23 protein-coding genes and 4 tRNA genes are annotated in these 25,498 nt (G+C 57.0%); 8 read left to right on the top strand and 19 right to left on the bottom strand.

The window, feature by feature from the left end:
* Positions 1-16: 16 nt before the first annotated feature.
* Complete coding sequence (pldA, locus tag FHC52_RS16570) at positions 17-886, bottom strand: phospholipase A (protein WP_008501537.1); 870 nt, start codon at positions 884-886, stop codon at positions 17-19.
* Positions 887-1,049: 163 nt separating this feature from the next.
* Between pldA and yigI the strand changes: the two genes are divergently transcribed.
* Together yigI and rarD are read left to right on the top strand one after the other, a co-directional pair.
* Positions 1,050-1,517, top strand: a complete 468-nt coding sequence (gene yigI / locus FHC52_RS16565; RefSeq protein ID WP_008501538.1) for an acyl-CoA thioesterase YigI — start codon at positions 1,050-1,052, stop codon at positions 1,515-1,517.
* 51 nt (positions 1,518-1,568) lie between these two features.
* Positions 1,569-2,465, top strand: coding sequence for an EamA family transporter RarD (rarD, locus tag FHC52_RS16560; protein ID WP_008501539.1), 897 nt, complete (start codon positions 1,569-1,571; stop codon positions 2,463-2,465).
* Positions 2,466-2,548: 83 nt separating this feature from the next.
* On the opposite strand, the gene corA is transcribed toward rarD, so the two are convergent.
* The 8 genes from corA to FHC52_RS16520 form a co-directional block, all read right to left on the bottom strand.
* Positions 2,549-3,499, bottom strand: coding sequence for a magnesium/cobalt transporter CorA (corA, locus tag FHC52_RS16555; protein WP_008501540.1), 951 nt, complete (start codon positions 3,497-3,499; stop codon positions 2,549-2,551).
* Positions 3,500-3,649: 150 nt separating this feature from the next.
* On the bottom strand, positions 3,650-3,706 hold the full coding sequence (ysgD, locus tag FHC52_RS16550) for a YsgD/CorL family protein (RefSeq protein WP_212743980.1): 57 nt from the start codon (positions 3,704-3,706) through the stop codon (positions 3,650-3,652).
* A gap of 149 nt (positions 3,707-3,855) precedes the next feature.
* The gene (uvrD, locus tag FHC52_RS16545; RefSeq protein WP_008501541.1) at positions 3,856-6,018 is read right to left on the bottom strand and encodes a DNA helicase II; all 2,163 of its coding nucleotides are present in this window, start codon (positions 6,016-6,018) and stop codon (positions 3,856-3,858) included.
* 107 nt (positions 6,019-6,125) lie between these two features.
* Positions 6,126-6,842 carry a 5-amino-6-(5-phospho-D-ribitylamino)uracil phosphatase YigB gene (gene yigB, locus FHC52_RS16540; RefSeq protein WP_008501542.1) on the bottom strand — a complete coding sequence of 239 codons (717 nt, stop codon included), beginning with the start codon at positions 6,840-6,842 and terminating at the stop codon, positions 6,126-6,128.
* Entirely contained in the window at positions 6,842-7,744 is a 903-nt protein-coding gene (gene xerC / locus FHC52_RS16535; protein ID WP_008501543.1) for a tyrosine recombinase XerC, read from the bottom strand. Before xerC ends, yigB begins: the two co-directional genes overlap by 1 nt.
* Positions 7,741-8,448 carry a DUF484 domain-containing protein gene (locus FHC52_RS16530; RefSeq protein ID WP_220420149.1) on the bottom strand — a complete coding sequence of 236 codons (708 nt, stop codon included), beginning with the start codon at positions 8,446-8,448 and terminating at the stop codon, positions 7,741-7,743. Before FHC52_RS16530 ends, xerC begins: the two co-directional genes overlap by 4 nt.
* A complete protein-coding gene (dapF, locus tag FHC52_RS16525) occupies positions 8,445-9,269 on the bottom strand; it encodes a diaminopimelate epimerase (protein WP_008501545.1) in 825 nt (274 codons plus the stop codon). The genes FHC52_RS16530 and dapF overlap by 4 nt, the downstream gene beginning before the upstream one ends.
* A 35-nt stretch (positions 9,270-9,304) precedes the next feature.
* On the bottom strand, positions 9,305-9,508 hold the full coding sequence (locus FHC52_RS16520; RefSeq protein ID WP_021242847.1) for an LPS translocon maturation chaperone LptM: 204 nt from the start codon (positions 9,506-9,508) through the stop codon (positions 9,305-9,307).
* A 135-nt stretch (positions 9,509-9,643) separates the two neighbouring features.
* Between FHC52_RS16520 and cyaY the strand changes: the two genes are divergently transcribed.
* Entirely contained in the window at positions 9,644-9,964 is a 321-nt protein-coding gene (cyaY, locus tag FHC52_RS16515) for an iron donor protein CyaY (protein ID WP_008501546.1), read from the top strand.
* An 89-nt stretch (positions 9,965-10,053) separates the two neighbouring features.
* On the opposite strand, the gene cyaA is transcribed toward cyaY, so the two are convergent.
* Complete coding sequence (gene cyaA / locus FHC52_RS16510; RefSeq protein WP_008501547.1) at positions 10,054-12,597, bottom strand: class I adenylate cyclase; 2,544 nt, start codon at positions 12,595-12,597, stop codon at positions 10,054-10,056.
* 349 nt (positions 12,598-12,946) lie between these two features.
* Between cyaA and hemC the strand changes: the two genes are divergently transcribed.
* From hemC to FHC52_RS16485, 5 genes are all read left to right on the top strand, one after another.
* On the top strand, positions 12,947-13,888 hold the full coding sequence (hemC, locus tag FHC52_RS16505) for a hydroxymethylbilane synthase (protein WP_219291307.1): 942 nt from the start codon (positions 12,947-12,949) through the stop codon (positions 13,886-13,888).
* Entirely contained in the window at positions 13,885-14,625 is a 741-nt protein-coding gene (gene hemD, locus FHC52_RS16500; protein WP_021242845.1) for a uroporphyrinogen-III synthase, read from the top strand. Before hemC ends, hemD begins: the two co-directional genes overlap by 4 nt.
* Positions 14,626-14,645: 20 nt before the next feature.
* Positions 14,646-15,842, top strand: a complete 1,197-nt coding sequence (gene hemX, locus FHC52_RS16495) for a uroporphyrinogen-III C-methyltransferase (RefSeq protein WP_220420148.1) — start codon at positions 14,646-14,648, stop codon at positions 15,840-15,842.
* 2 nt (positions 15,843-15,844) lie between these two features.
* Positions 15,845-17,044 (top strand): protoheme IX biogenesis protein HemY, encoded by a 1,200-nt coding sequence (gene hemY / locus FHC52_RS16490; protein WP_023293568.1) that lies wholly within the window; start codon positions 15,845-15,847, stop codon positions 17,042-17,044.
* 172 nt (positions 17,045-17,216) lie between these two features.
* Positions 17,217-18,428 carry an MFS transporter gene (locus tag FHC52_RS16485; RefSeq protein WP_220420147.1) on the top strand — a complete coding sequence of 404 codons (1,212 nt, stop codon included), beginning with the start codon at positions 17,217-17,219 and terminating at the stop codon, positions 18,426-18,428.
* Positions 18,429-18,934: 506 nt separating this feature from the next.
* Here the strand turns inward: FHC52_RS16485 and FHC52_RS16480 are convergent.
* The 9 genes from FHC52_RS16480 to wzxE form a co-directional block, all read right to left on the bottom strand.
* A tRNA-Pro gene (locus FHC52_RS16480) sits at positions 18,935-19,011 on the bottom strand.
* A gap of 45 nt (positions 19,012-19,056) precedes the next feature.
* A tRNA-Leu gene (locus FHC52_RS16475) sits at positions 19,057-19,142 on the bottom strand.
* Positions 19,143-19,163: 21 nt separating this feature from the next.
* Positions 19,164-19,239 (bottom strand) — tRNA-His (locus FHC52_RS16470).
* Between the two features lie 67 nt (positions 19,240-19,306).
* Positions 19,307-19,383, bottom strand: a tRNA-Arg gene (locus FHC52_RS16465).
* A gap of 102 nt (positions 19,384-19,485) precedes the next feature.
* Complete coding sequence (locus FHC52_RS16460; RefSeq protein WP_008501553.1) at positions 19,486-20,871, bottom strand: amino acid permease; 1,386 nt, start codon at positions 20,869-20,871, stop codon at positions 19,486-19,488.
* Between the two features lie 197 nt (positions 20,872-21,068).
* The gene (gene wecG, locus FHC52_RS16455) at positions 21,069-21,809 is read right to left on the bottom strand and encodes a lipopolysaccharide N-acetylmannosaminouronosyltransferase (RefSeq protein WP_032675636.1); all 741 of its coding nucleotides are present in this window, start codon (positions 21,807-21,809) and stop codon (positions 21,069-21,071) included.
* Positions 21,810-21,821: 12 nt separating this feature from the next.
* Entirely contained in the window at positions 21,822-23,174 is a 1,353-nt protein-coding gene (wzyE, locus tag FHC52_RS16450; protein ID WP_021242840.1) for an ECA oligosaccharide polymerase, read from the bottom strand.
* Positions 23,171-24,250, bottom strand: a complete 1,080-nt coding sequence (locus FHC52_RS16445; RefSeq protein ID WP_008501557.1) for a TDP-N-acetylfucosamine:lipid II N-acetylfucosaminyltransferase — start codon at positions 24,248-24,250, stop codon at positions 23,171-23,173. The genes wzyE and FHC52_RS16445 overlap by 4 nt, the downstream gene beginning before the upstream one ends.
* Positions 24,247-25,497 carry a lipid III flippase WzxE gene (gene wzxE, locus FHC52_RS16440; protein ID WP_063616827.1) on the bottom strand — a complete coding sequence of 417 codons (1,251 nt, stop codon included), beginning with the start codon at positions 25,495-25,497 and terminating at the stop codon, positions 24,247-24,249. The genes FHC52_RS16445 and wzxE overlap by 4 nt, the downstream gene beginning before the upstream one ends.
* Position 25,498 lies beyond the last annotated feature (1 nt).

Raw genomic sequence — 25,498 nt, 5'->3', positions numbered from 1 at the left:
AAAACATTCGAGCAACCTAGAGAATATCGTTCAGCATCACGCCCACGCCGACGCGGGTCTGGTTGAAGTTGTAATCGATAAGCGACTCGCCGTAACCGCTGTAGACCTGCGTATAGATGCGAACGTGCTTCGTCATAGGATAGCTTAAGCCCACTTCCGCGCCGCCGTAACCGGTATTCCAGTTATACTGCCCCTTCGCGCTCAGTACGGCATCGCCCAGCTGATAGCCGACTTTGAGCTGGTAGTAGCCCATGTATTTGGTGATGTCCGGGTTGTCATCCGTGCTGCCGACCACATACCACGGCTTCACCTCCACCATCCAGTTACCGTTCTGCGCCATCAGGCGCGTATAGGCGCGGTTCCAGCTACGGGAAGTCGGATCGGAACGGCCGTTAGAATCATGGTTAAAGCCCACTTCGACGTCACGCAGCGTCCAGCCGGCGAATTCATAATCCGTTGCGAAGCCGAGGAACAGCTGCGGCTCGTAGTTGGTTTCGCGGAACGGCGAGGATTCCCCGCTGTTAGAGAGCTGCCACCAGGACTTCTGCGTGTAAGACGCACCGAGCACCGAGTTCGGCCCCAGAATGCCGCGCCAGAACGGGAACGCGAGGCTGAGCTGGAACTTCACCTCATCTTTACGCGCATTATCAGACCAGTTATAGGAGCTTATCGCCTCTTTGTTGAGGTCGCTGGTCTGGGTGTAAATCACGTAGTTGGTGTCGTACGGATAGAGCGTGAACGGATTGTCATGCTCCTGAAGAAGGTTCGCGATAATGCTACCGTGCACGGCAGGCTTATCATGCACCTCTTTAATTGTCGCTTCCTGCGCATAGGCTGTGAGGGGCAGCGAAATCGCCGCCAGTAACCAGGCCAGATACGTCCGCATCGGTGGTGTTCTCCTGCAAAAGAGTAAAATTACCTGAATAGTTATGTGGCGAACATTCTACAGACTTCTGCGACAACTGCTGCATCCTCGTTTCTGAAAGTAGCATTCCTTGTTGCTGAGGCATAAAATCAACATTTCGTTAACAATAAGGATGTGATGCCTCATGTCAGCCATGCTTACCGCCGAAGAAGTGTTAAAACTCGTGGGCGAGATATTTGTTTACCATATGCCGTTTAACCGTGCGCTGGGACTGGAGCTGGAGCGTTACGAGAAAGACTTTGCCCAGCTGAGTTTCAATAACCAGCCGATGATGGTCGGGAACTGGGCGCAAAGTATTTTACACGGCGGCGTGATTGCCTCCGCGCTGGACGTGGCGGCAGGACTGGTCTGCGTGGGCAGTACGCTGACGCGCCATGACACCATCAACGAAGACGAACTTCGCCAGCGTCTGGCGCGCATGGGCACCATTGATTTGCGCGTCGACTATCTTCGCCCGGGGCGCGGAAACCGCTTCACCTGTACCAGCAGCCTGCTGCGCGCCGGAAATAAAGTTGCCGTGGCGCGCGTGGAATTACACAACGAAGAACAGGTTTATATCGCCAGCGCAACCGCCACTTATATGGTGGGTTGAGGCGGCAAAATCGGGTAAAATTGATTCACTTTTTTGTAACGGATTTTCCCGATGGATGCTAAACAGACGCGGCAGGGCGTTTTACTCGCCCTTGCCGCTTATTTTATTTGGGGTATCGCCCCGGCGTACTTCAAGCTAATCGCCTACGTTCCGGCTGATGAGATCCTCACTCACCGCGTCATCTGGTCGTTCTTCTTTATGATTGCGCTGATGAGCCTCAGCCGTCAGTGGTCGGGCGTCAAAACGCTGCTGCAGACCCCGAAGAAGATCTTCCTGCTGGCGCTCTCTGCCGTGCTGATTGGCGGTAACTGGCTGCTGTTTATCTGGGCAGTGAATAACCATCACATGCTCGAAGCGAGCCTGGGGTACTTCATTAACCCGCTGGTGAACATCGTGCTGGGGATGATTTTCCTCGGTGAGCGCTTCCGCCGGATGCAGTGGGTGGCGGTGATTCTGGCCTTCTGCGGCGTGCTGGTGCAGCTGTGGACGTTCGGCTCGCTGCCAATTATCGCCCTTGGTCTGGCGTTCAGCTTTGCCTTCTACGGCCTGGTGCGTAAGAAGATTGCGGTGGAAGCGCAGACGGGGATGCTATTTGAAACCCTGTGGCTGCTGCCGGTGGCGGCGATTTATCTCTTCGGCATTGCCGACAGCCCAACCAGCCACATGGGCAGCAATCCGTGGTCGCTGAACCTGATGCTGATGGCGGCGGGCGTAGTAACCACCATTCCACTGTTGTGCTTCACCGGTGCAGCGACGCGCCTGCGTCTCTCCACGCTGGGCTTCTTCCAGTACATTGGCCCGACGCTGATGTTCCTGCTGGCAGTGGTGTTTTACGGCGAAGTGCCGGGTGCGGATAAGATGGTGACGTTCGCCTTTATCTGGGTGGCATTGGCGATCTTTGTTGCGGATGCGATTTATACCCAGCGCAGGGGGCGCAAAGGGCTGTAGGCCTTTTTGCCGGATGGCGGCTGCGCCTTATCCGGCCTACAAGATCTGTAGGCCCGGTAAGCGTAGCGCCACCGGGCGGATTCTCAAAGCCAGTTACGACGCTTAAAGTAGAGATACGGCGCCAGCCCGGCGAGGATCATGAAGATAATCGCCCCCGGGTAACCAAAGCTCCACTTCAGCTCAGGCATAAACTCAAAGTTCATCCCGTAGCTGGAGGCCACCAGCGTCGGCGGCAGGAACACCACGGACACCACCGAGAAGATCTTAATGATGCGGTTCTGCTCGATGTTGATAAAGCCCATCGCCGCCTGCATCAGGAAGTTGACCTTCTGGAACAGGGATTCGTTGTGCGGCAGCAGGGATTCGATATCGCGCAGGATCTCGCGCGCCTGCTCCAGCTGACCGCCCGGCAGACGCGCCTTGCGCACCAGGAAGTTCAGCGCGCGCTGGGTATCCATCAGACACAAGCGCACCTTCCAGCCGATATCTTCCAGCTCCGCCAGCGTCGAAAGCGCTTCGTCATACTCATCGCCCTGATGGCCTTCCATGATCACCCTGCTCAGCTTTTCCAGATCGCTGTAGATGTTTTCAATTTCATCCGCCAGCTGTTCAATTTTGGTCTCGAACAGATCGAGCAGCAGCTCATAGGCGTTGCCGTCCACCATCGCCTGGCTGCGGGCGCGCATGCGGTAAAGGCGGAATGCCGGTAGCTCACGCTCGCGCAGGGTAAACAGACGACCGTCGCGAATGGTAAACGCCACGGTGGAGTTGCCCGCGTGGTCTTCGGCATCTTCGAAGAAGAAGAAGGAGTGAATGTGCAGGCCGTCTTCGTCTTCAAAAAAACGGGCGGATGCTTCGATGTCTTCCAGTTCCGGGCGCGTTGCCAGGCTTTGCCCCAGCTCAGATTGTACGCGAAGGCGCTCATCGTCGTCCGGCTCGACCAGATCCACCCATACGGCATCAATGAGGGGCTGTGACTCTTCGGCTTCAAGCCGAGTCAGTCGGTTATTTTCGAGTTGAAATGCGCTCAACATGACCGGGACTCCCAATGCAAAAAATATCGGACAGTTCGGTGGGCACACAGAAACAAATTGGGTTTCAGACCATTAAACAGCCTGACTCAGCGCGACGGGAATAATGCAGTCGCTGACAACCACTAAGGCCATCAGCAAGAGGAGATAGCCTTAGGAGTTGTTCCTGGATGACAGGGAATTGAGCCAGTATCTACTGGGTGTGTCCAAGGCGAATGTCCTCTTAGCGTAATCGTGCGCGCATGTTACGCCAGCTATAACTGTGGCGTCAACACGCAACGAAACGTTGAAGGGCATTAATTGACCTTCAACGTATAAGGCTAGCAGATTATTACAAAATAATGATATTTTTCTGAAAGTTAGACTGTTTCCAGCTTCGCGTAGGCGGCCACCAGCCATTTGATCCCCTGCCCCTGGAACGCCACCTGCAGGCGGCTGTGCTCGCCGCTGCCTTCCAGATTCACAATGGTGCCTTCGCCAAACTTAGAATGGCGCACGCGCTGGCCCAGCTTGTAGCCGGTGTCGGTTTCCGCTATCGGCGAGCCCATGCGCTGATGGCTGACCGGACGGCTGATGCTCGCCCGCAGACGTACCTCTTCGACACACTCTTCCGGCAGTTCACCGATAAAGCGCGACGGACGGTGGTAGACCTCTTTACCATAGAGACGTCGGGTTTCAGCGTAGGTCAGCGTCAGCTTCTGCATCGCACGCGTCACGCCCACGTAGGCCAGACGGCGTTCCTCTTCCAGACGTCCGCCTTCATCCAGCGACATCTGGCTCGGGAACATCCCCTCTTCCATCCCGACGATAAACACCTGCGGGAACTCCAGACCTTTGGCGGAGTGCAGCGTCATGAGCTGAACCGCATCCTGCCAAGTGTCCGCCTGCCCTTCACCCGCTTCCAGCGCGGCGTGGGAGAGGAATGCCTGCAGCGGCATCAGATCTTCGTCTTCTTCGTTGTAGCTGAACTGGCGCGTTGCCGTGACCAGTTCCTCTAAGTTCTCAATACGGGTCTGGCCCTTCTCGCCTTTTTCCTGCTCGTACATGGTGCGCAGGCCGGAGTCTTTAATCACCCGGTCGGTCTGCACGTGCAGCGGCATGTCGGCGGTTTCCTGCGCCAGGGCGTCAATCAGCTCAAGGAAGCGCTGCAGGGCGCTGGCCGCGCGTCCGGCAAGGGCCTTTTCCTGCAGCAGCTCGCGGCACGCCTGCCACAGCGTCAGCTGACGGTCGCGCGAGGCCTGACGCACCACGTCCAGCGTGCGGTCGCCAATCCCGCGGGTCGGCGTGTTGACCACGCGTTCAAACGCCGCGTCGTCGTTACGGTTCGCAATGAGGCGCAGATACGAGAGCGCATCTTTAATTTCCTGACGTTCGAAGAAGCGCATACCGCCGTAAATGCGGTACGGCATCCCCACCTGCAGCAGCGCCTCTTCCAGCACGCGCGACTGGGCGTTGCTGCGATAGAGAATGGCGCACTGCTCCAGCGCGCCGCCGTTGTCCTGCCAGGTTTTGATGCGGTTGACCACGAAGCGCGCTTCGTCGAGCTCGTTGAAGGCGCAGTAAATCGAAATCGGTTCGCCGTCGACGCCGTCGGTCCACAGCTTTTTACCCAGACGCCCGTTGTTATTCTCAATCAGGGCGTTGGCCGCGCTCAGAATGTTGCTGGTTGAGCGGTAGTTCTGCTCCAGACGGATGGTTTGCGCGCCGGGGAAATCGTTGAGGAAGCGCTGAATGTTCTCCACCTGCGCCCCGCGCCAGCCGTAGATCGACTGGTCGTCATCGCCCACGATCATCACCTTGCCGGTATCGCCGGCCAGCAGGCGGATCCATGCGTACTGGATGTTGTTGGTATCCTGGAATTCGTCCACCAGAATGTTGGTGAAGCGTTCACGGTAGTGCTGCAGGATGTGCGGCTTGTTGAGCCACAGCTCGTGAGCGCGCAGCAGCAGCTCGGCAAAATCCACCAGACCGGCGCGATCGCACGCTTCCTGATAGGCCTTGTAGACGTTCTGCCAGGTCTGCTCGACCGGGTTGCCGAAGCTCTGAATGTGGTGCGGGCGCAGCCCCTCGTCTTTCTGACCGTTGATGTACCACATCGCCTGACGCGGCGGCCACTGCTTCTCGTCGAGGTTCATCGCCTTGATCAGGCGCTTCAGCAGACGGAGCTGGTCTTCGCTGTCGAGGATCTGGAAATCCTGCGGCAGGTTGGCGTCCATGTGGTGCGCACGCAGCAGGCGGTGCGCCAGGCCGTGGAAGGTACCGACCCACATGCCGCCCTGGCTGGTGCCCATCAGCTGCGCGATGCGGTGGCGCATCTCTGCCGCCGCCTTATTGGTGAACGTGACCGCCATGATGGAGTACGGCGAGCAGTTTTCCACGCTCTGTAGCCAGGCGATACGGTGAACCAGCACGCGCGTCTTACCACTGCCCGCTCCAGCCAGCACCAGCAGGTTGGTGCGCGAGGCGGCAACCGCATCACGCTGTTTGTCATTAAGGCTGTCGAGCAGGTAAGAAACGTCCATTGGCACCGTCACATAGTATTCAGGAACAGAGCAAAACGCCCGGTGGCGCTTCGCTTACCGGGCCTACAACTGCAAAACCCTGGTAATTTATACAATATTACTGGTGATTATATCAGCGTCGTGAGGGATGCCAACCGCGAAATTTCCACGTGCGGCAGAAGACGGCTATCGGAGGCGATCATCAGGTCAGCATTTTCCGGCTTGATCCAGCAGGCCTGCATGCCGCAGCGGATGGCGCCGGCCACGTCTGTGGTCAGGTCATCCCCCACGTGCAGGATCTCACCCAGCGGCAGGTTAAGCTTATCCGCCGCCAGATGGTACATGTCACTGAACGGCTTCGCGCGTCCGTGAGGACCCGCACGCAGCACGAATTCAAAGTAATCGCTGAGGCCGAACAGCTCCGGCTGGGCATTGCCGTTGGTGATGGCCACCAGCGGCCACTTTTCGGCAAGCGTCGCCAGCGTGTCGTGGGTTTCCTGCGGCACGTCGATACGGCTGCGCCATTTGGCGAAGTTTTCCATGGCCGCTTCTGCCCCAATGGCGGCATCCTGCGCGCTCAGCCCCACGTTCAGCATCGCCTGCTCAACCGCGCGACGACGCCATTCGGTCACGTCGTGGTAAATGTCCGGCTCGGTCTCCCGCAGGGACTGACGCAGCTTCTGGAAGTCCTTGTTCTGCATCGTCTTCAGCGCGGGATGATAGTTCTGCACAAACGCCAGCGACTCCTGCTCGGTACGCAGGATCACCTCGCGGTTGTCATAAAGAGTGTCATCAAGGTCAAACGTCAGGGCTGAGATCTGACCGAGTGGGCGGTAAAAACGCATTATTTCCCCCGTTTGGCGCGTGGATGCGCCGCGTCATACACCGAGGCAAGGTGTTGGAAGTCTAAGTGGGTATAAATTTGTGTGGTCGACAGGTTCGCGTGGCCAAGCAGTTCCTGCACGCCGCGCAGATCGCCGCTCGACTCAAGCATGTGTGTTGCAAAGGAGTGGCGCAGCTTGTGCGGATGTACGTGGCTGTTCAGCCCCTGCTTAATGCCCCACTCCGCAAAGCGCTTCTGCACGTTACGCGCCGAGATCCGCTTGCCGAGTTTCGACAGGAACAGCGCATCTTCGTCGGTGCCAAACAGCCCGCGCAGGTCAAGCCAGTGCTCAATCCAGGAAACCGCATTGCGGCCAATCGGCAGGCGGCGCTCTTTGCTGCCCTTCCCCATTACCCACACTTCGCCCGATTCCAGGTCGAGATGCTTCAGGTCGAGGTTGACGAGTTCAGACAGACGCAGCCCGGCACCGTACATCACCTCCAGCATCGCGCGATCGCGGACGGCCAGCGGATCGTTCAGATCGATATCCAGCAGGCGGTTTACGTCGTCAACGTCAATATTTTTAGGCAGATGGCGCGGCGCTTTCGGCGTGGCGATCCCTTTTGCCGGGTTGGCTTTTATGCCGCCCTGGCTGACCAGCCAGTCGAAGAAGCTGCGCAGCGCAGAGAGCCTGAGCGCCAGGCTTGCCGGGCTGAGATTTTTTTTGCGGCTACGCACGACGAACGCGCGTACCGTCGCAGCATCACATTGTTGCCAGCTTTTCAGGCCGATCTCGTCGGCGATCTGCATGATGGCATCAAGCTGACGCTGATAGTTAAGCAGCGTAATGGGGCTAAGCTGACGTTCCACGCCGAGATAGCGCAGAAAGCGCGAGACGTCAGTGGCGAGCAGTCCGTCCGTCATATGCGCTCAATCCAGCGCTCCAGCAGCTCAGGCAGCATCAGGGCGATCTCCTGCAGCAGGTGCGTGGCTTGCCCTTGCTCATAGTGATGCGCGTCGCGGCTGGTAAATAAGATGACGCCCAGATCGCCATCGCGCCCCATCAGCGACATCGCCACCGAGCCAATCGCTTTGGCCTCCGGTAACACCACCAGCAGCTCAGGTCCGTTAAGCGGCCCCAGATAGTGGTGCTCATGGCCCAGACGCTGAATGCGCAGCGGTTCAAACGCCTGACGGCTCAGTGCCAGATGGGTAAATCCCGACGGTGCACCGATGCGCCAGCGGTCAGGGAAAAGACGAATCGTTGCACCCGCCAGCCCCAGCTCGCGGGCCCAGCGGTGGAAGCGGCTGAGGAACTCGTCAAGACTGTGCGCCGACGCCAGACGCGCCTGCAGATGCAGCAGACGATAGAACAGGCTTTCATTGGTGCTGGCCTGCTCCATCAGCAGCGTCATGTTCTCTTCAAGCTGGCTGATGTGGTTGCGCGCGCGCGCCATGTGCCATTCCACCAGCGACACGGTTCCGCGAACCGGATGCGGCACGCGCATCTCTTCGACGACGCGTGCATTGCGAATAAAAAACTCAGGATTGCGCAGCAGATAATCAACAACAGCTCTGTCGTCCAGTTCCGTCACTGTTTCCTGCAGTTCTTCCCCTGGTTGTTTCATAGATGGATAAACCCGTCATAGACATGTGCCGCCGGGCCCGTCATATACAGTGGATGACCCGGTCCTTTCCAGGCGATATCAAGCCGACCGCCCGGTAATTCCACGCGAACCTCTTCAGCCAGTAACCCCTGGGAGATGCCCACGGCCACTGCCGCACAGGCTCCGCTTCCGCAGGCCTGCGTCTCGCCCGCACCGCGCTCGTAAACCCGCAGACGAATGTGCTCGCGCTTCACCACCTGCATAAAACCGATGTTCGCGCGCTCCGGGAAACGTTCGTGGCTTTCCAGCACCGGGCCGAGCGTTTCGACCGCGGCGGTTTCCACATCATCAACCTGAATCACGCAGTGTGGGTTACCCATTGAGACGACGCCGCACAATACTGTCTGCTCGGCCGCCCGCATAATATAGGTCTTTTCCGCTTTGTTTGCGCGAAACGGCACGACGGAAGGCTCGAAGTTAGGCTCGCCCATGTTCACGCGCACCAGCTCATCATCGGTGACGCTGAGCACCATGCGACCATTGGCTGTACTGACGCGAATATCACGCTTGTTAGTCAGCCCTTTCAGGCGGACAAAGCGGGCGAAACAGCGCGCGCCGTTGCCGCACTGGTTCACTTCGCTGCCGTCCGCGTTAAAAATACGGTAGTGGAAATCGAGGTCGGGATCGTACGGCGGCTCAACCACCAGCAGCTGATCGAACCCCACGCCCAGATGCCGATCCGCCAGACGACGGATCAGTTCCGGTGAGAAAAACACATTCTGCGTTACCGCGTCGACGACCATAAAATCGTTGCCAAGGCCATGCATTTTAGAGAACTGCATCATTTGCTCCATTGCGCGGGTACAGAACGTTGTCGTCAGAGATTAACCTGAGTCGGGCCGCCGTTGTCGCCACGGTCGTTAGTATCTGGCGTGGAAGACTCAATGCCGCTGTTAACCGGTTTCGTCGGCGGCGGTGCGGTTTTATCCGCAGGCGGAAAGTACAGGGGTCCCTTCAGTCCGCAGCCAGTCAGGCTAAACAGCGTGATGAGAACGGCAAGCGTTCGGAAAGCGTTTTTCATTATAAAGTTGCCCGTAAGTTCAAATCTGTTTCTATCATCGCAGGAGAAGACACAAAAGCAAGAGTTTGCCGCTTTCCTGCAACGGGAATTATTTAGGGTTATACTGCCGGCATCACGAAAAACAGGAACAAAACCATGAACGACAGTGAATTCCATCGCCTTGCCGACAACCTGTGGATGACCATCGAAGAGCGTCTTGACGACTGGGACGGCGACAGCGATATCGATTGTGAAATCAACGGCGGTATTCTGACCCTGAGCTTCGAAAATGGCAGCAAAATTATTATTAACCGTCAGGAGCCGCTTCACCAGGTGTGGCTGGCGGCCAAACAGGGCGGCTATCACTTCGATCTGAAGGGTGATGAGTGGGTGTGCGACCGTAGCGGCGTACCGTTCTGGGATCTGCTGGAACAGGCCGCGACCGCGCAGGCGGGTGAGGAAGTGCGTTTCAGGTAGTTTTGTTGCCCGGTGGCGGCTGCGCCTTACCGGGCCTACAACGGCTCGAACCGTAGGCCGGGTAAGCATTAGCCACCCGGCGAAAAGGCTCAGGAGAAATACTGCTGCAACAGCGGCGCGGTGTCCTGATTGGCAGGCGCGGCAGGCGTGACGGCCTGAGTGCGGAACGGGATCACCTGCGCACGGCCATCGACGTTCACAATCTGGTAGAACTGCGGCAGGTTAAAGTTGATAAAGCTTGAGCCGTAGGTAAAGCGGTCATGCGAAGAGGAGTAGAAGCGGCTGACGTCGCGCACCAGCTCCTCTTTACTGCCTTCACAATGGTGATACACCTCGGCGCGGTTGGTCTCATCCAGAATGTAGATGTTGAACCCGGCATCGTCGCCCGACTCTTCAAAGAAGAACTGAATAATCCCTTCACTGGCAAAGCCGTCCACCACCTGCGGGAGCTTAACGTGGTTGGTTTCCACCTGCACCGACAGGCCATGCAGCTTGTTATGCGAAATCGCGCCGTAGAATTCAATGGCGTTTTCCAGCTTCTGTACCGAGACGTTGAGACGTTCAAAGAACAGGCCCCAGGTCTGGCCGGAGACGCGCAGCGCCTTAAAGCGCCCGGTTTCCTGACGGGTACTGGAGAGACGCAGCTCGATACACTCGGAGACCAGCTGCTGCACGCGGGTACGAATCAATCCACGCAGGTGCTGGCTGTAGCAGAACACTTCCACGCTGTCCGGCGGCGCGGCATCCTGGTGCATCTTGCCGAGAATGGTTTTCAGCGCTTCGATCATCGCCTGCTCGCCGTTGAAGTGCAGGGTACGCACTTCGTTCCACGAGTTACGGTACAGCAGGTCCACGCTACCCACCAGGCAGTTTTGCTGCTCGCCAAAGCTAAAGACGTCCAGCTTGCGGAAGTCAAAATGGACCACCTGATTGCGGAAGGCCGCCGTCGGGTCGTATTCCAGGTTGACGATGATCGCCAGATGGCGAATCTCGCACGGGCTGTAGAGTGCTTTTGGCGTCGGCGCAGGCAGACGCAGCGGGAAGTGGTGCGACACATCCGCGACCATCTCCTGCAGCTTAGCGAGATCGACCACCTCGTTGCCTTTGATAAACAGGCGCGTGCGCGAGGTGAGCAGGCCGTTAAACCAGGCCCAGGCCACCAGCTTGTTCAGATAGCGGTTATATTCCAGCGGCTGATGGCTGATGATGGAATCCATGCTTGGCGCACGGTTGTACAGATACCACCCGGTGCGGTTCGCGCGGCCCGGGGGCACGTAGATAAACGTCAGGTTCGGTTCTGACAGGTCAGGCGAAATCTGCGGGTTAACCAGCGTGACTTTACCCGGCAGCGCTTCAAACGCGGCGTACAGCTTACGGGTCAATACCCCGATGTCCTGCGGGCTGGCGGAAACGCTGAGGTTGTTGCGGCGCGCAAAGCGGATCAGATTACGGTAGCTTTGCATCATCGCATCGAGCAGTTCGTTGTGCGCTTCACGCACCTGATCGATTTTCCAGTTGGCCCGGTTGTCGAGCATGGACAGACGCGCGTCGTCCCATCCCCACTCTTTTACTAACTGGCTGACCACTTCACGACGCCAGCCCACGCAGGCGCGTTCGCGGCTCAACTTCTCACAGACTTTGAGATAGAAACATCGACGTACCAGGTCCAGACGCGTGGTGTCATCAATGGCTTTCAGGTATTCGGTTACGCGCTCGAGCATCATGCAGTAGGCGTCGAGCCCGAAGGAGACGATCTCCCCGTCGTGCAGGCGCTGTTTGATGTCTTTCGCCAGCAGGCGCGGCGTCGGGTATTCCCAGGAGTAGGCTTCAAGCAGCAGCGTTTTCAGCACCGCTTTGTACGGTGAGTCGATACTCTTATAGAGCTGCCAGAGGCTTGCGCCGAAATACTCTTCCGCAGACAGTGAGCTGAGACCGCCGAGGTCCAGCCATTCGTTTGGCGTCAGTACGCCCTGCGCATAAAGCGACATGACGTAATCGTCGTAATGCTCTTCTTCTTCGCACGGGACCATATTCCACAGAATACGTTTCCCGGCCAGGCGAACGGCAGTACGGTAGAATTCATCCAGCAGCAGGATGTGCTGGGTCGAGCCGCAGTCCTCACCACCCAGACTACCACTTTCGTTATGGCGGAAACGGTTTTCATCAATCAGGAAGAAGCTCACTTCCACACCGAGCGATGCCGCCCAGCTCTCCAGCAGGCTGCATTTACGCTGCAGCAGCTGACGCTCTTCGTTATCGAGCCAGGACTGATGGCAGACCCAGATGTCCAGGTCCGAAGAACAGCTTTGCCCTACCGATGAGGTGCTCCCCATTGAGTAAACGCCGGTAATCGGCAGTTCACCTTTTGGGGATTCCTGCGGCGGCATGCCGCGGTAGAGTTCCAGCTCGTTCAAATAATGCTGTTGGGTTTCATCAGGCGTGAAAAGGCAAATGCCCTGGGGAACGTTACCATCAAGGTAGCCAGGCATCAGCGGGTGGTGATAGTGCAATAATGTCGGCAGCAGACTGTATACCTGCTGGAAAGCAGGGCCCATAGCAGCAAGCGCGCGATCCACACGCAGTTGATTTATGGCATCCAGTCTCTGTTTCAGAGTCTCAATATAGAGGTACAAGACGTATCGCCTGATGTTTCCGGGTGTCGCAGCTATTCAAAACACGAGTAACAGCGGACCCGCAGTATTTCAAAAAGATAACCGTTACCCTTTTTCGCCCTTATCATTTTTGGTGGTACCGACGAAAAAATGGTCTAAAACGTGATCAATTTAACACCTTGCCGATTGACCGTAAAGAAAGATGCACTACATACAAGTGTAGCACCGTTCTGTACGTGTAAATTCCTGAATACGGCTCTGGCTGACGAATACGCCGCCTTGTCCCTCTCACGCTTCATCAACCGTAAAACTGCCATCCCAGAGTCAACAATGTTAGGATGGTTAGCGATTGATAATGACGGTAACAAGCATGTTAGACAATGTTTTGAGAATTGCCACACGCCAAAGCCCTCTCGCGCTCTGGCAGGCACATTATGTGAAGCAGCGCCTGGAAGCCTGCCACAGTGGATTGCGCGTCGAGCTGGTGCCGATGGTCACGCGCGGTGACGTGATCCTCGATACGCCGCTGGCGAAAGTGGGCGGCAAGGGCCTGTTTGTCAAAGAACTGGAACTGGCATTGCTTGAGAACCGCGCCGATATCGCCGTACATTCGATGAAAGATGTGCCCGTCGAGTTCCCGGAAGGGCTGGGGCTGGTGACCATCTGCGAGCGCGAAGACCCGCGCGATGCGTTTGTCTCTAACCGCTATGACTCGCTCGACGCGCTGCCAGCGGGTAGCGTGGTTGGCACGTCCAGTTTACGCCGTCAGTGTCAGCTGGCGGAGCGTCGTCCTGACCTGATCATCCGCTCGCTGCGCGGTAACGTCGGCACGCGTCTGGGCAAGCTGGATAACGGCGATTACGATGCCATTATCCTCGCCGTTGCCGGCCTGAAGCGTCTGGGGCTGGAAGAACGTATTCGCGTAGCGCTGCCGCCAGAGCTCTCACTGCCCGCTGTTGGCCAGGGTGCCGTCGGCATCGAGTGCCGTCTGGACGATGCGCGTACTCGCGAGCTGCTTGCCCCACTGAATCATGACGAAACCGCTACGCGCGTAAAAGCGGAGCGGGCGATGAATACCCGCCTCGAAGGCGGGTGCCAGGTGCCAATTGGCAGCTATGCTGAATTGACGAATGGCGAACTGTGGCTGCGCGCGCTGGTAGGCGCCCCGGACGGTTCGCAGATGGTGCGCGGCGAACGTCGCGGTAACGCGCAAGATGCCGAAAAGCTTGGCGTGTCGCTGGCGGAAGAGTTACTGAATAACGGCGCCCGCGAGATCCTGGCTGACGTATATAATGGAGAGCCCCCTGCATGAGTATTCTCGTCACCCGCCCTTCTCCCGCAGGAGAGCAGTTAGTGAGCCGTCTGCGCGCACTGGGGCAGGTGGCCTGGAGTTTTCCGCTCATTGAATTCTCCCCCGGTCGCGAGCTCTCTGCGCTCGCCGACCAGATGAATACCCTTCAGGACGGTGACCTGCTGTTTGCGCTGTCGCAGCATGCCGTGGAATTTGCCCACGCACAGCTGCAGCAGCAGGACATGGCCTGGCCAACCGCCCCCGGCTATTTCGCGATTGGCCGCACAACGGCACTGGCGCTGCATACCGTAAGCGGCGCGGACGTTCGTTACCCGTTAGATCGGGAAATCACTGAAGTCTTGCTACAATTACCTGAATTACAAACTGTTGCCGGAAAGCGTGCGCTCATTTTGCGCGGCAATGGGGGGCGCGAGCTGCTGGGCGAAACGCTGCGTGAACGTGGTGCGAACGTGACGTTCGTTGAGTGCTATCAGCGCTGTGCAAAACACTACGATGGCGCGGAAGAGGCGATGCGCTGGCACGCGCGAGGCATCAATACGCTGGTGGTCACCAGCGGTGAAATGTTACAACAGCTTTGGACGCTGATACCGCTTTGGTATCGCGAAAACTGGTTACTCCGCTGTCGGCTTCTGGTCGTCAGTGAGCGTCTGGCGAACCAGGCCCGGGAACTGGGCTGGCAGGATATTCGGATCGCTGATAACGCCGACAACGATGCGCTGCTGCGCGCATTACAATAACTCTCAAATGGGAAGCCATAATGACGGAACACGACAAATCCTCCGCCGTGGTTGAAGAGACCAGGGAGACTGTGGAGACGACGCCACAGCCAGAGACGACTGAGAAAACCGCTGAGAAGAAAAACGGCAGCAACAAAACAAGCCTCACGCTGAGCGCGATTGCCATCGCCATTGCGCTGGCAACGGGGGCTGGCCTGTACGGGCTGGTGAAGCAACAGAGCGCTAACCAGACGTCCACCAGCGATGCGCTGGTGAATCAGCTCACTGCCCTGCAAAAAGAGCAGGAGACGCAGAAAACCGAGCTGGAAGCCGTGATTAAGCAGCAGGCCGCCGCGCTTGCCGAAGCGAACAGCAAACAGGAAGAGCTGACCAAACAGCTGGATGAAGTACAGCAGAAAGTCGCCACGATTTCCGGCACCGATGCCAAAACCTGGCTGCTCTCGCAGGCTGACTTCCTGGTGAAGCTCGCCGGACGTAAGCTCTGGAGCGATCAGGACGTCACCACTGCCGCCGCGCTGCTGAAAAGCGCCGATGCGAGCCTGGCAGACATGAACGACCCGAGCCTCATTACCGCCCGTCGCGCGATTACCGAAGACATCGCCAGCCTCTCCGCCGTTTCGCAGGTGGATTACGACGGCATTATCCTTAAAGTGAATCAGCTGTCGAATCAGATTGATAACCTGCAGCTAGCGGATAACAACGACGACGACTCCCCGATGGATTCCGACGGTACCGAGCTTTCCAGCTCGCTGAGCGAATGGCGCATAAACCTGCAGAAAAGCTGGCAGAACTTTATGGACAGCTTTATCACTATCCGCCGTCGCGACGAAACTGCCGTACCGCTGCTCGCGCCGAACCAGGACATCTATCTGCGCGAGAACATTCGTTCCCGTCTGCTGGTGGCGGCCCAGGCCGTGCCACGTCATCAGGAAGAGACCTATAAACAGGCGCTGGATAACGTCTCAACGTGGGTACGCGCTTACTACAACACCGATGATGCGACGACCACCGCCTTCCTCGAAGACATTGATAAGCTGAGCCAGCAGAACATCACCATGAACGTGCCGGACAAGCTGACCAGCCAGCCGATTCTGGAGAAACTGATGCAGACGCGCGTGCGTAACCTGCTGGCGCAGCCGGGCGTGCCGGCTGAGCAAACGGGCGGAGCGGCACCTGCTCCGGCTCCTGCGCCTGAAAGCGCACCGCAGGGAGAGTAACGATGCTAAAAGTCCTCTTACTCTTTATCCTGCTGATCGCCGGGATCGTCCTGGGGCCTATGCTTGCGGGTCATCAGGGTTATGTCCTGATCCAGACCGATAACTACAACATTGAAACCAGCGTAACGGGTCTGACGATCATTCTGATCCTTGGCGTGGTGGTGCTGTTTGCGATCGAGTGGATCCTGCGCCGTATTTTCCGTACCGGTGCCCATACCCGCGGCTGGTTCGTTGGCCGTAAGCGCCGTCGCGCCCGTAAACAGACCGAGCAGGCGCTGCTTAAGCTCGCAGAGGGTGACTATCAGCAGGTTGAAAAGCTGATGTCGAAAAACGCCGACCATGCCGAACAGCCGGTGGTGAACTATCTGCTGGCGGCCGAAGCGGCGCAGCAGCGCGGTGACGAAGCCCGCGCTAATCAGCACCTGGAGCGAGCGGCTGAGCTGGCTCACGGCGACCCGATTCCGGTGGAAATCACGCGCGTTCGTCTGCAGCTGGCACGCAATGAGAATCACGCGGCTCGCCACGGCATCGACCGTCTGCTGGAAGTCGCGCCGCGTCATCCGGAAGTGCTGCGCCTTGCCGAGCAGGCCTATATTCGTACCGGCGCCTGGGGCTCACTGCTGGACATCATTCCATCGATGGCGAAGGCCGAGGTGGGCGACGATGAACATCGTGATGAGCTTCAGCGTCTGGCGTGGATTGGCCTGATGGATCAGGCGCGCGCAGACCTGGGCAGCGACGGTCTGAAAACGTGGTGGAAGAATCAGAGCCGTAAAACGCGTCAGCAGGTTCCTCTGCAGGTGGCGATGGCGGAACACCTCATCGAATGTGACGATCACGACACGGCTCAGGCGATCCTCCTCGACGGTCTGAAGCGTCAGTACGACGATCGTCTGGTGATGGTGATCCCGCGCCTGAAAACCAACAATCCTGAGCAAATCGAAAAAGTGCTGCGCCAGCAGATTAAAACCGTCGGCGATCGACCGCTGCTGTGGAGCACGCTCGGCCAGTCGTTGATGAAGCACGGCGAATGGCAGGAGGCGAGCCTCGCCTTCCGTGCAGCGCTGAAGCAGCGTCCGGACGCCTTCGACTACGCCTGGCTTGCCGATACGCTGGACAAGCAGCATAAGCCGGAAGAGGCCGCCGCCATGCGCCGTGACGGGCTGTTGCTGACCCTGCAAAACAACGGTACCCAGCAATAATCAAAAAGGAGGCCAGACGGCCTCCTTTTTTTATCGCCTTTCTGCTGCTACATTCTTTACACCTATATCCGCTAACGAAAACGCCAATGTAACGATCTCTTTTCATTAACTTTTTCTCACACACGCGCACATTGTGCAGCGTGGATTAAATCGTTTTTGAAAGGAAATCGTCATGAACTCGCTTCTCTATGCGCTGATTGAAGCGCTGCGCTGCCACCGCTGGCTGCGCCTCCTTGCTTGTGCTTTTATCTTTTCTTCGCTGGGGAATGGCTTAACCCAGGTCGTGGTCTTCGGCTTGCTGTTAGCATGGTCAGCCCCGCCCGCACTGCTCACCCTCGCTTTTCTTTTCGCTACGGTACCGGGGTTTATCGGGAGTACGATCGGCGAAAAGCTGTGCTCCCGATGTTCTCCGATCGCCCTGCTGATACTGACCGAGGCGCTGGGATTGCTCGCCCTGCTCTTTCCCCTCCTTGGTGTGGGTTATCACAGCGTTACCGCGTTACTCGCCGTGCAATCCACCGAAGCGCTGCTCAGCGGGATGAGCTGGCCCGCGCTGACGTTGCTCTTCAAGCGCGGTCTCAGCGAAGCGGAGCTGCCTGCTGCGACCTGTCTGGAAAATGTGATTTTTGCTTCTCAGGTTTTGCTGGGGACCAGCCTGGGCGTGATGCTGTTTCAGAAGATATCCGTATTTACCCTGCTGGCCATTGATGCCGCCAGCTTTCTCGGGTCACTGCTCATGCTATGGCTGGCTGGACGCCGGTTTTCTGCGCCATCACTCCCGTCCCTCGAGGAAGAGGAAGCCCCTGCGGCATTACGCTGGCGGACGTTGACCGTTCGGCAGAAACGCAGTCTGCTCATCCTGCCAGCGCTGGCGGCCGTCGGCTCGCCGGCCATGGCACTGCTTCCGGCACTGGCACAGCAAATCCATCCTCAGGATGCGGCGGGCCTTGCTCTGCCGCTGCTTTTCGCCAGGAGCCTGGGACAGCTTTGCGGCCCCATGTTGCTAAAAAAAGAGAGCCTGACGCGCTTTGCCGCTCGCACGCCACGCATCATCGTTTGTCTCGGCATCTTTCTGGCCGCTTATGGAATGCTGCCGTTGTTGTCCGGGTGGATGGCATGTGCGCTGGGGATGATCTTTATCGCGCATCTGGCTTCGAATGTTCTGTTCGCGGCCGGGACGTTTGGCATTCTCAGTAGTTTTCATATTACGCAAACCGCTTCGGCCAGTGGTAAAGCCTGGCGCTGGCAAACGCTCAGCGCCTCTCTCTTCACCGGCATCGCAGCGGCAGTGGCTGCCGGGTTTGGCTCAGTAGCCGCACTCTATGCTGTCTCGTCAGCGGCCCTTGTGATGGTTGCCCTGATCGTGCGCCGGTATCGGGAATAAGACATAAAAAAACGCCTGCTATAAAAGCAGGCGTTAAAACAGGTCTGTAAGACAACATATTTGGTGCTTCACTCAACGTTATGTCCATGGTGTCTGATGAGGCCGAAGCGACATCTGTCAGTGGACGATAAGCACCGTAAATGGCTCTGCGTCATTCCGGAGTTTATGAGGCACGAAGGCGAACATAAGAGATGGAATGAGCATCTACACGCATATTATTGCACGTAACGTGCCAACATGACACGCAGAACTTTTACATGACGCAACATTTTAAGATAAAAGGAAATTATGCTGTTAAGCGTCGTCTTAATCGCTACAACATATCGGTCAACGCAGAAATATGTCGCCAGGAGGAGACAGCAAAACCTATGGATAGTAAATATGTTTATTTTCAATGCATTATATGTCGCTGAATCGCGACAATGAAACAGGGCGCTGTCGGGGAATCACTACAGGGGTGAAAAGTGGCACAAAACAAAAAACCCCGCCGAAGCGGGGTTCAAAATTGGTCGGCGAGAGAGGATTCGAACCTCCGACCCACTGGTCCCAAACCAGTTGCGCTACCAAGCTGCGCTACTCGCCGATGTACTGCTTTTTGAATTTTTAGTTCAATTCATTTAAAAAGTCGTGGTGCGAGGGGGGGGACTCGAACCCCCACATCCTAAGGACACTAACACCTGAAGCTAGCGCGTCTACCAATTCCGCCACCTTCGCAATTCACAACTCTTTCAATAATGGGGTGGCTAATGGGATTCGAACCCACGACAACTGGAATCACAATCCAGGGCTCTACCAACTGAGCTATAGCCACCACTGTATTCTTTCACGCGGTACTGACTACTTCTCAGACCACCGCAGCTCTAGCGCCGGGACTAAAATGGCGCGCCCGACAGGATTCGAACCTGAGACCTCTGCCTCCGGAGGGCAGCGCTCTATCCAGCTGAGCTACGGGCGCTTAGCGCCGTTGCGGGGCTGGATATTACGTACCTCCGTCCCCGCTGTCTAGTGCTTTTTTGAAAAAAATGCGCGTTTGGTTATCGTTTGCACATTTTGCCGCTTATTCCTCCACTTTCTGCGTGGTGGCACGGCGACCGAGACCAAAAAGCTTATAGGCAGCCGTTACAGCGGCCAGGAAGATCATCCCGACAAACAGCGACATGCGGGTATCTTCATTAAAGTACATTCCGATTAATACGCAAATCAGGAACGCCATCGTTAAATAGTTCGCATACGGGAACAGAATTGAACGGAACGGATGGCTTTCAATCGCCTTTTTATGCGCATGACGGAAACGCAGCTGGCTGATGAGGATAACAAACCACGGCACCATGCCCGGCAGGACGCTGGCGCTGTAGACGTAAACAAACACCCGCTGCGGATTGGGAATGATGTAATTCAGGCAAGAACCAATCAGCAGGATCGCAATCGAAACCGCCACGCCCGCCACCGGCACGCCAGCACGTGACACTTTGCTCATCGCCGCAGGCAGCTGGTTATTCTTCGAGAGCGCATAGAGCATACGCCCACAGCTGTACATCCCGCTGTTACACCCTGACAGCGCGGCCGTCAGGACCACAAAGTTAATGATGCCCGCCGCCGCCGTGATGCCAATTTTGGCAAAGGTTAAAACAAACGGGCTACCCGTCGTGCCAATTTCGTTCCACGGGAAGATGGTTACGATAACGAAGATCGCGCCCACATAGAAAATCAGGATGCGCCACAGCACTTTGCCCACCGCGCTACGCAGCGTGACCTGAGGATTTTTCGCTTCACCGGCAGTAATACCGATCAGCTCTACGCCCTGATACGAAGCCACAACGATACACAGCGCCGTCAGGAAACCCTTCCAGCCGCCGGCAAAGAAGCCGCCGTTTTCGGTCAGGTTACCGAAACCGATAGCGTGTCCACCGTTGCCAAATCCGAAGAAAATCACGCCCAGGCCGACAACAATCATCACGATGATGGTGGTGACTTTAATCATCGCGAACCAGAACTCGATCTCACCATATAGACGCACGGCGGCCAGGTTTGCCAGCGCCACCAGCCCCACGGCAATAAGCGCGGGTATCCACTGGGCCATGTCCGGGAACCAGAACTGGACATAGACCCCTATCGCGGTGATCTCGGAGATGCCCACCGCCATCCACATGAACCAGTATGACCAGGCTGTCAGGTAGCCGAAAAAGGGGCTCATATACCGGTGCGCGTAAACGGCGAAGGAGCCGGTTACCGGCTCCAGGAAGAGCATTTCGCCCATGGAACGCATGATGAAGAAAACAAACAGCCCGGCAATAATGTACGCCAGTAATACGGAAGGGCCTGCCCACTTGAGCGTGCTTGCGGAGCCCATAAACAGGCCCACGCCGATAGTGCCGCCCAGCGCTATCAGTTCAATATGACGAGCTTCCAGCCCACGCTGTAGCTCCGGTTTTTTCTCTGCCATAGATCCTCGATTGTGTTTGCTGTTTCCCGACTTAAGATCGGGTATTGTTTTTTAGGGGGACTAAAATACGGAGCGAATGGTTTCTTAAAATGTGCCAAATGGCAAACGATGCATAAAAAAAATGAATGCATTGCACAGATTATCAGCAGTTTTGCAGGCGAGTTGCAGCGCGAATAGCATATCGCGCTACATTTTGATTACATTTTCCCGGTGTAATGCCAGGCGAGGTAGCGAAGCAGACGGATCTGTCGTTTAATGCGTGTCGGCTGCGATAGCAGGCGGTACAGCCACTCCAGCCCCAGATTTTGCCAGATCTTCGGCGCACGCTTAACGTGGCCGGTAAAGACGTCGTACGTGCCGCCGACGCCCATGTAGAGAGCATCCGGGCAGACCAGACGACAGTCACGCATCAGGATCTCCTGGCGCGGGGACCCCATCGCCACGGTGACAATCTTCGCCCCGCTGTCACGAACGCGCTCAAACAGCGCCTGCCGATCTTCCGGTTTGAAGTAACCATCCTGGCTGCCGACAATATTAACATTCCATTGACGACGCAGTTTCTCTTCCGTCTGGGCCAGTATCTCCGGCTTCCCGCCAATCAGGAACACGGGCGTTCCCTGCGCGCCTGCGCGGGCCATAAGCTGCTCCCAGAGATCGGCACCCGCCACGCGGGAAACATTAGCGTCAGGATACTTTTTACGGATAGAGCGAACCACGCTGATCCCGTCCGCGTATTTAAATTCGGCCGCGTCTATCAGGCTTTTGACTTCCGCGTTATCCTCAACCGCCAGCATCTTTTCCGCGTTGATGGCCACCAGCGTACCGGATTTCATCTGGCCGTCGGCGAACAGAAAATCCAGCGCGTGCTGCATGTCGCGCCAGCCAATCAGCTGCAGACCACGTAGCGCATAGCGCGGTGCAGAAATTCTATCAGTCATTACTATCCTTACTCAGACTTGAGACAGCGTTGTGCTGCCCTGCCGCTCGCGCCTGTGCACAAGCCCGGCGCTGTCAAACAGCCAGTACAACAGTTTGGCCAGTAACAGGCAGATGCCGAAAACGACCATGAAGAACACCACGCGCGAAACGAACGAGTCCAGACCTTCGCGCGCCAGAACGATCATATTGAAAATGGCACCAAAGCAGAAACTGTGCAAAATGGCCGCTTTATAGCGGTTGGTCTCTTCATTGCCACGCAGGTAAAGCCAGTCGAACCACTTAATAATCAGCCCCACGGCAACCGCTCCGGGGAGAATGAACCATGCCCCGCCCATCACCACCAGGGAACCGAGCAGCGTGGGTGAAATTGCCAGACCGGAATGGTTGTTCAGCACTTCCCAGGTGAAGTAATTCGCCGTATTCAGCACCACGCCAGGACGGTCCGGCCATAGCCAGGAAGGGATAAAGACGTAGAAGTCGCGAACAATCGGCGCCAGCCCCTGGAAATCAATCTTGTCGTAATTTTGCAGCAGCAGTGCCAGGTTTTCCCATGGCGAGAACGTATCGCGCGTGAGGTAAAGGAACGTGTAAAACGCCTCATCACCCGCCACGTTCATCCCGTAGCGCTTTAGCGCCAGCCAGAACATCCCCACAATGCCAAACACGCCTGCTGCAACCAGCATCCAGAGCGAGATCCAGCCGCGGATAATGCCGATAAACAGGAAAATCGCGAAGGCGATGATGATGTTCGCGCGCGTACCGCCCACAATCATGTAGGTCAGGATGCCAAACGCGACGGTACTGACCAGGAAGAACAGCCACGCTTTGCTGTCCTGGCGCAGGAAGAAGATCACCAGCATCGCCGGGATGAAGAAGTAGAAGAAACGCTTAAGCGCCACGCCCGAGACTTCTGCCGAAAAAATCTGGCTGTAGGAGTGGAGTTTAAAAAGCAGGAAGCCGTTATGCATGAAGAAGATGCCAACGCTGACCAGGGCGATAGTCATCAGCATCACCCATGTCAGGTGGGTTTCCACCCGATTCATGGTAAAGAGCGCCCTGCGTGGAGCAGCTGTCTGCGCTGAACGCAGACGCGTTTTATAGGTGACGTAGTAAACCGCATAGAAGCAGGTCGCCGCCAGAAGCGCCTGGAGCAGAATGTCCGGCGGCGCGACGCTCACGTCAAAACGGAAGACCAGTATGCTGGTCAACGGGAAGCCGAAAAAGAACGTTAGCAGAAACAGTAACGAGAAGAAGACGTTAAAGTTGAAGCGCACGCGGCGGAATTCAAACCAGGTGAGCGTGGCGATAAACAGGCTGCTCAGAAGCCAGACAACCAGTAAGCCGCTGAATTGCAACTGACTCATGCTTTGTCTCCTGCAGCGATACGCAGCGCGCGGTGCCACGGCGTGAGATAATTCGGGCTGAAAAAATCGATGCTGTTTTTATCCACCAGCGTGAGCTGACGTTGAGCTTCACGTACCACCTCGACATTCAGCGTGTCTGAGGTAAACAGCACCGGAATATGCTGCTCGGCCATGTCCTGCCAGAACGGGTTGTCGCGGTTGAGCACGCACGGTACACCTGCCTGAATCAGCAGGCACAGCGTGCCAATCCCCTGCTGCCGGGCAAAGATGAAATAACCGAGATCGCATTTTCTCAGCAGCGCAAGATAGTCATCAAATTCCAGCTTATCGCTGAGGATGTGCAGATTTTCCGCGCTAAACAGCGCCAGCCCCTGCTGACGAACCTCGTCGATATAGGCGCTGTTGTTGGCGGGATAGCCCATCGGCACCACCACGTTCACCGTGTCGCCAAACTGCTGATGCACCGCCCTGAGCGCCGCGACATGTTCGTTACTGCGATCGCCGGAATTCCCCACCAGAATCGTCAGCTTGCCTTCTCGCACCGCGTCATTCGCCATGGCATTCAGCGCCGGATCCATGCGGGTGGGGAAATAGAGCAACTCGCCGCGCACGTTCGGGTGCTGTTTAGCAAAATAGTTGAGATCGCCGCGGGTAGCAAAAACGCAGCCTACGCGCCCCTGAGCCATGCGGCGCAGGGGATAAAAAAGACGGAATTTCCAGCCGCGGGAGACTTCATAAAGATCGGCTCCCCAGATATGCCAGCTGCACTGGGAGGGTTTAATCCCTCCGCTGAGAAGCGCCAGCCACAGGCCGGTATTGAACTGCCCGTGGAAAAAGAAACGTTGCTTACGATCCGCTTTGGCTTTGGCAACCACCGCCTTCGCCAGTGAGGCCTTATCCGGCCAGAAGCGAATCGTCAGTGCCGGAAACGCCTCGCTCAGGCCCTTATCCTGACCTGCAACCATAAACTCACGCGCATCAGGATCGCCCGATGCCAGCTCGTCGTTGAAGAACCGCAAAACGGTCTGGTTATGGTGTGGGATATCCGATCCCAGGATGTGAATCAGTGCAGTCATGCGCGTTTACGCCACAATAAAAATACACCGCAACAGGCGGCGAAATAAACGATATAGGTTGCCATGTAGGCCTGGGCCGCCCCCAGCGCACCGTGCGTGGGTATCAGCCAGTGTGAAAATGACGTCAGTAAAACAAACTGGCTAATTTCCGCCAGGATATAGAGCCGAAGGGACGCTTTCGCGATCACCAGATAGCCGAAAACGTAAGCCCCCACTTTCAGTACATCACCCACCAGCTGCCAGGCAAAGAGATCGCGCATGGCGGTGAACTTCGCCGAGAACAGCAGCCAGATGGCGACATCGCGCAATAACCAGACGGTAAAGCTGGCAGCCGCGACGGCCGGCAATACAAAGCGCAGCGATCGGAAAATCTCGCGCGTTATGTCCTGTCTGGACGTCAGACGCGACAGGGTTGGCAGCAGGTAAACGCTAAAGGAAGCCGTAATAAACTGAAGATAGGCATCGGAAATACTGCTTACGCCCTGCCAGATCCCGACCTCATCCCAGCTATAGTGCGCCGCCAGCAGGTTTCGCATCATCACGTAGGCCACCGGCAGCGTGACGGAGGTGATGAGCGCCATCAGGGTAAATTTACCCAGTTGGCTGGCAAGCATCGAGTCCCATTGCGGTTTCAGGTAGCTCAGCGGAATGACGCCCCGACGCATCAGCATAAATGCCGCAGGCACAACCACCAGCGCCGGAACCAGCGCCAGCCCCAGCAGTGCCCCTTCATAGCCACCCAGGCGATAGCAGAAATAATAGGCAATCACGCCGATGACGCTGCCCAGGATCAACGCAAGCGCGTTCCCGGCAGCATCACGAAACCCTTTCATCAGCGCCAGCAGCAGGTTAGCCCAGGCAATCCCCATCTGAACCAATGCGACCAGACGCACCAGCCCCTGATAGTGGGTGTGACCGAATAATCCCTGGCTGATGGGCGCCGCCGCCAGCAGAAAGATGATCGCCATCAGGGTCGAAAAACCCGTGACCATCGCCGACGAGGTGCCCACCACCCTGCGGAGCTGGGCCGCATCATCATGATACTGAGCAACGTATTTGGTGACGCCGTTGAAGATACCGGCACCGGCCAGCACGCCAAGGACGGTGACAAGCTGACGGAAATTACCCGCCAGCCCCACTCCTGACGGGCCAAATGAGACGGCCAGGAGCTTGACGACCAACAGCCCGGCCCCAATTTTTACAAGCGTGGACGCGGCGGTCCACACCGATGCTTTTGCCAGAGACATA

The organism is Enterobacter sp. EC_64, from assembly GCF_019584165.1.
GTDB lineage: Bacteria > Pseudomonadota > Gammaproteobacteria > Enterobacterales > Enterobacteriaceae > Enterobacter > Enterobacter roggenkampii.
This window is presented reverse-complemented; position numbering and strand designations above follow the sequence as displayed.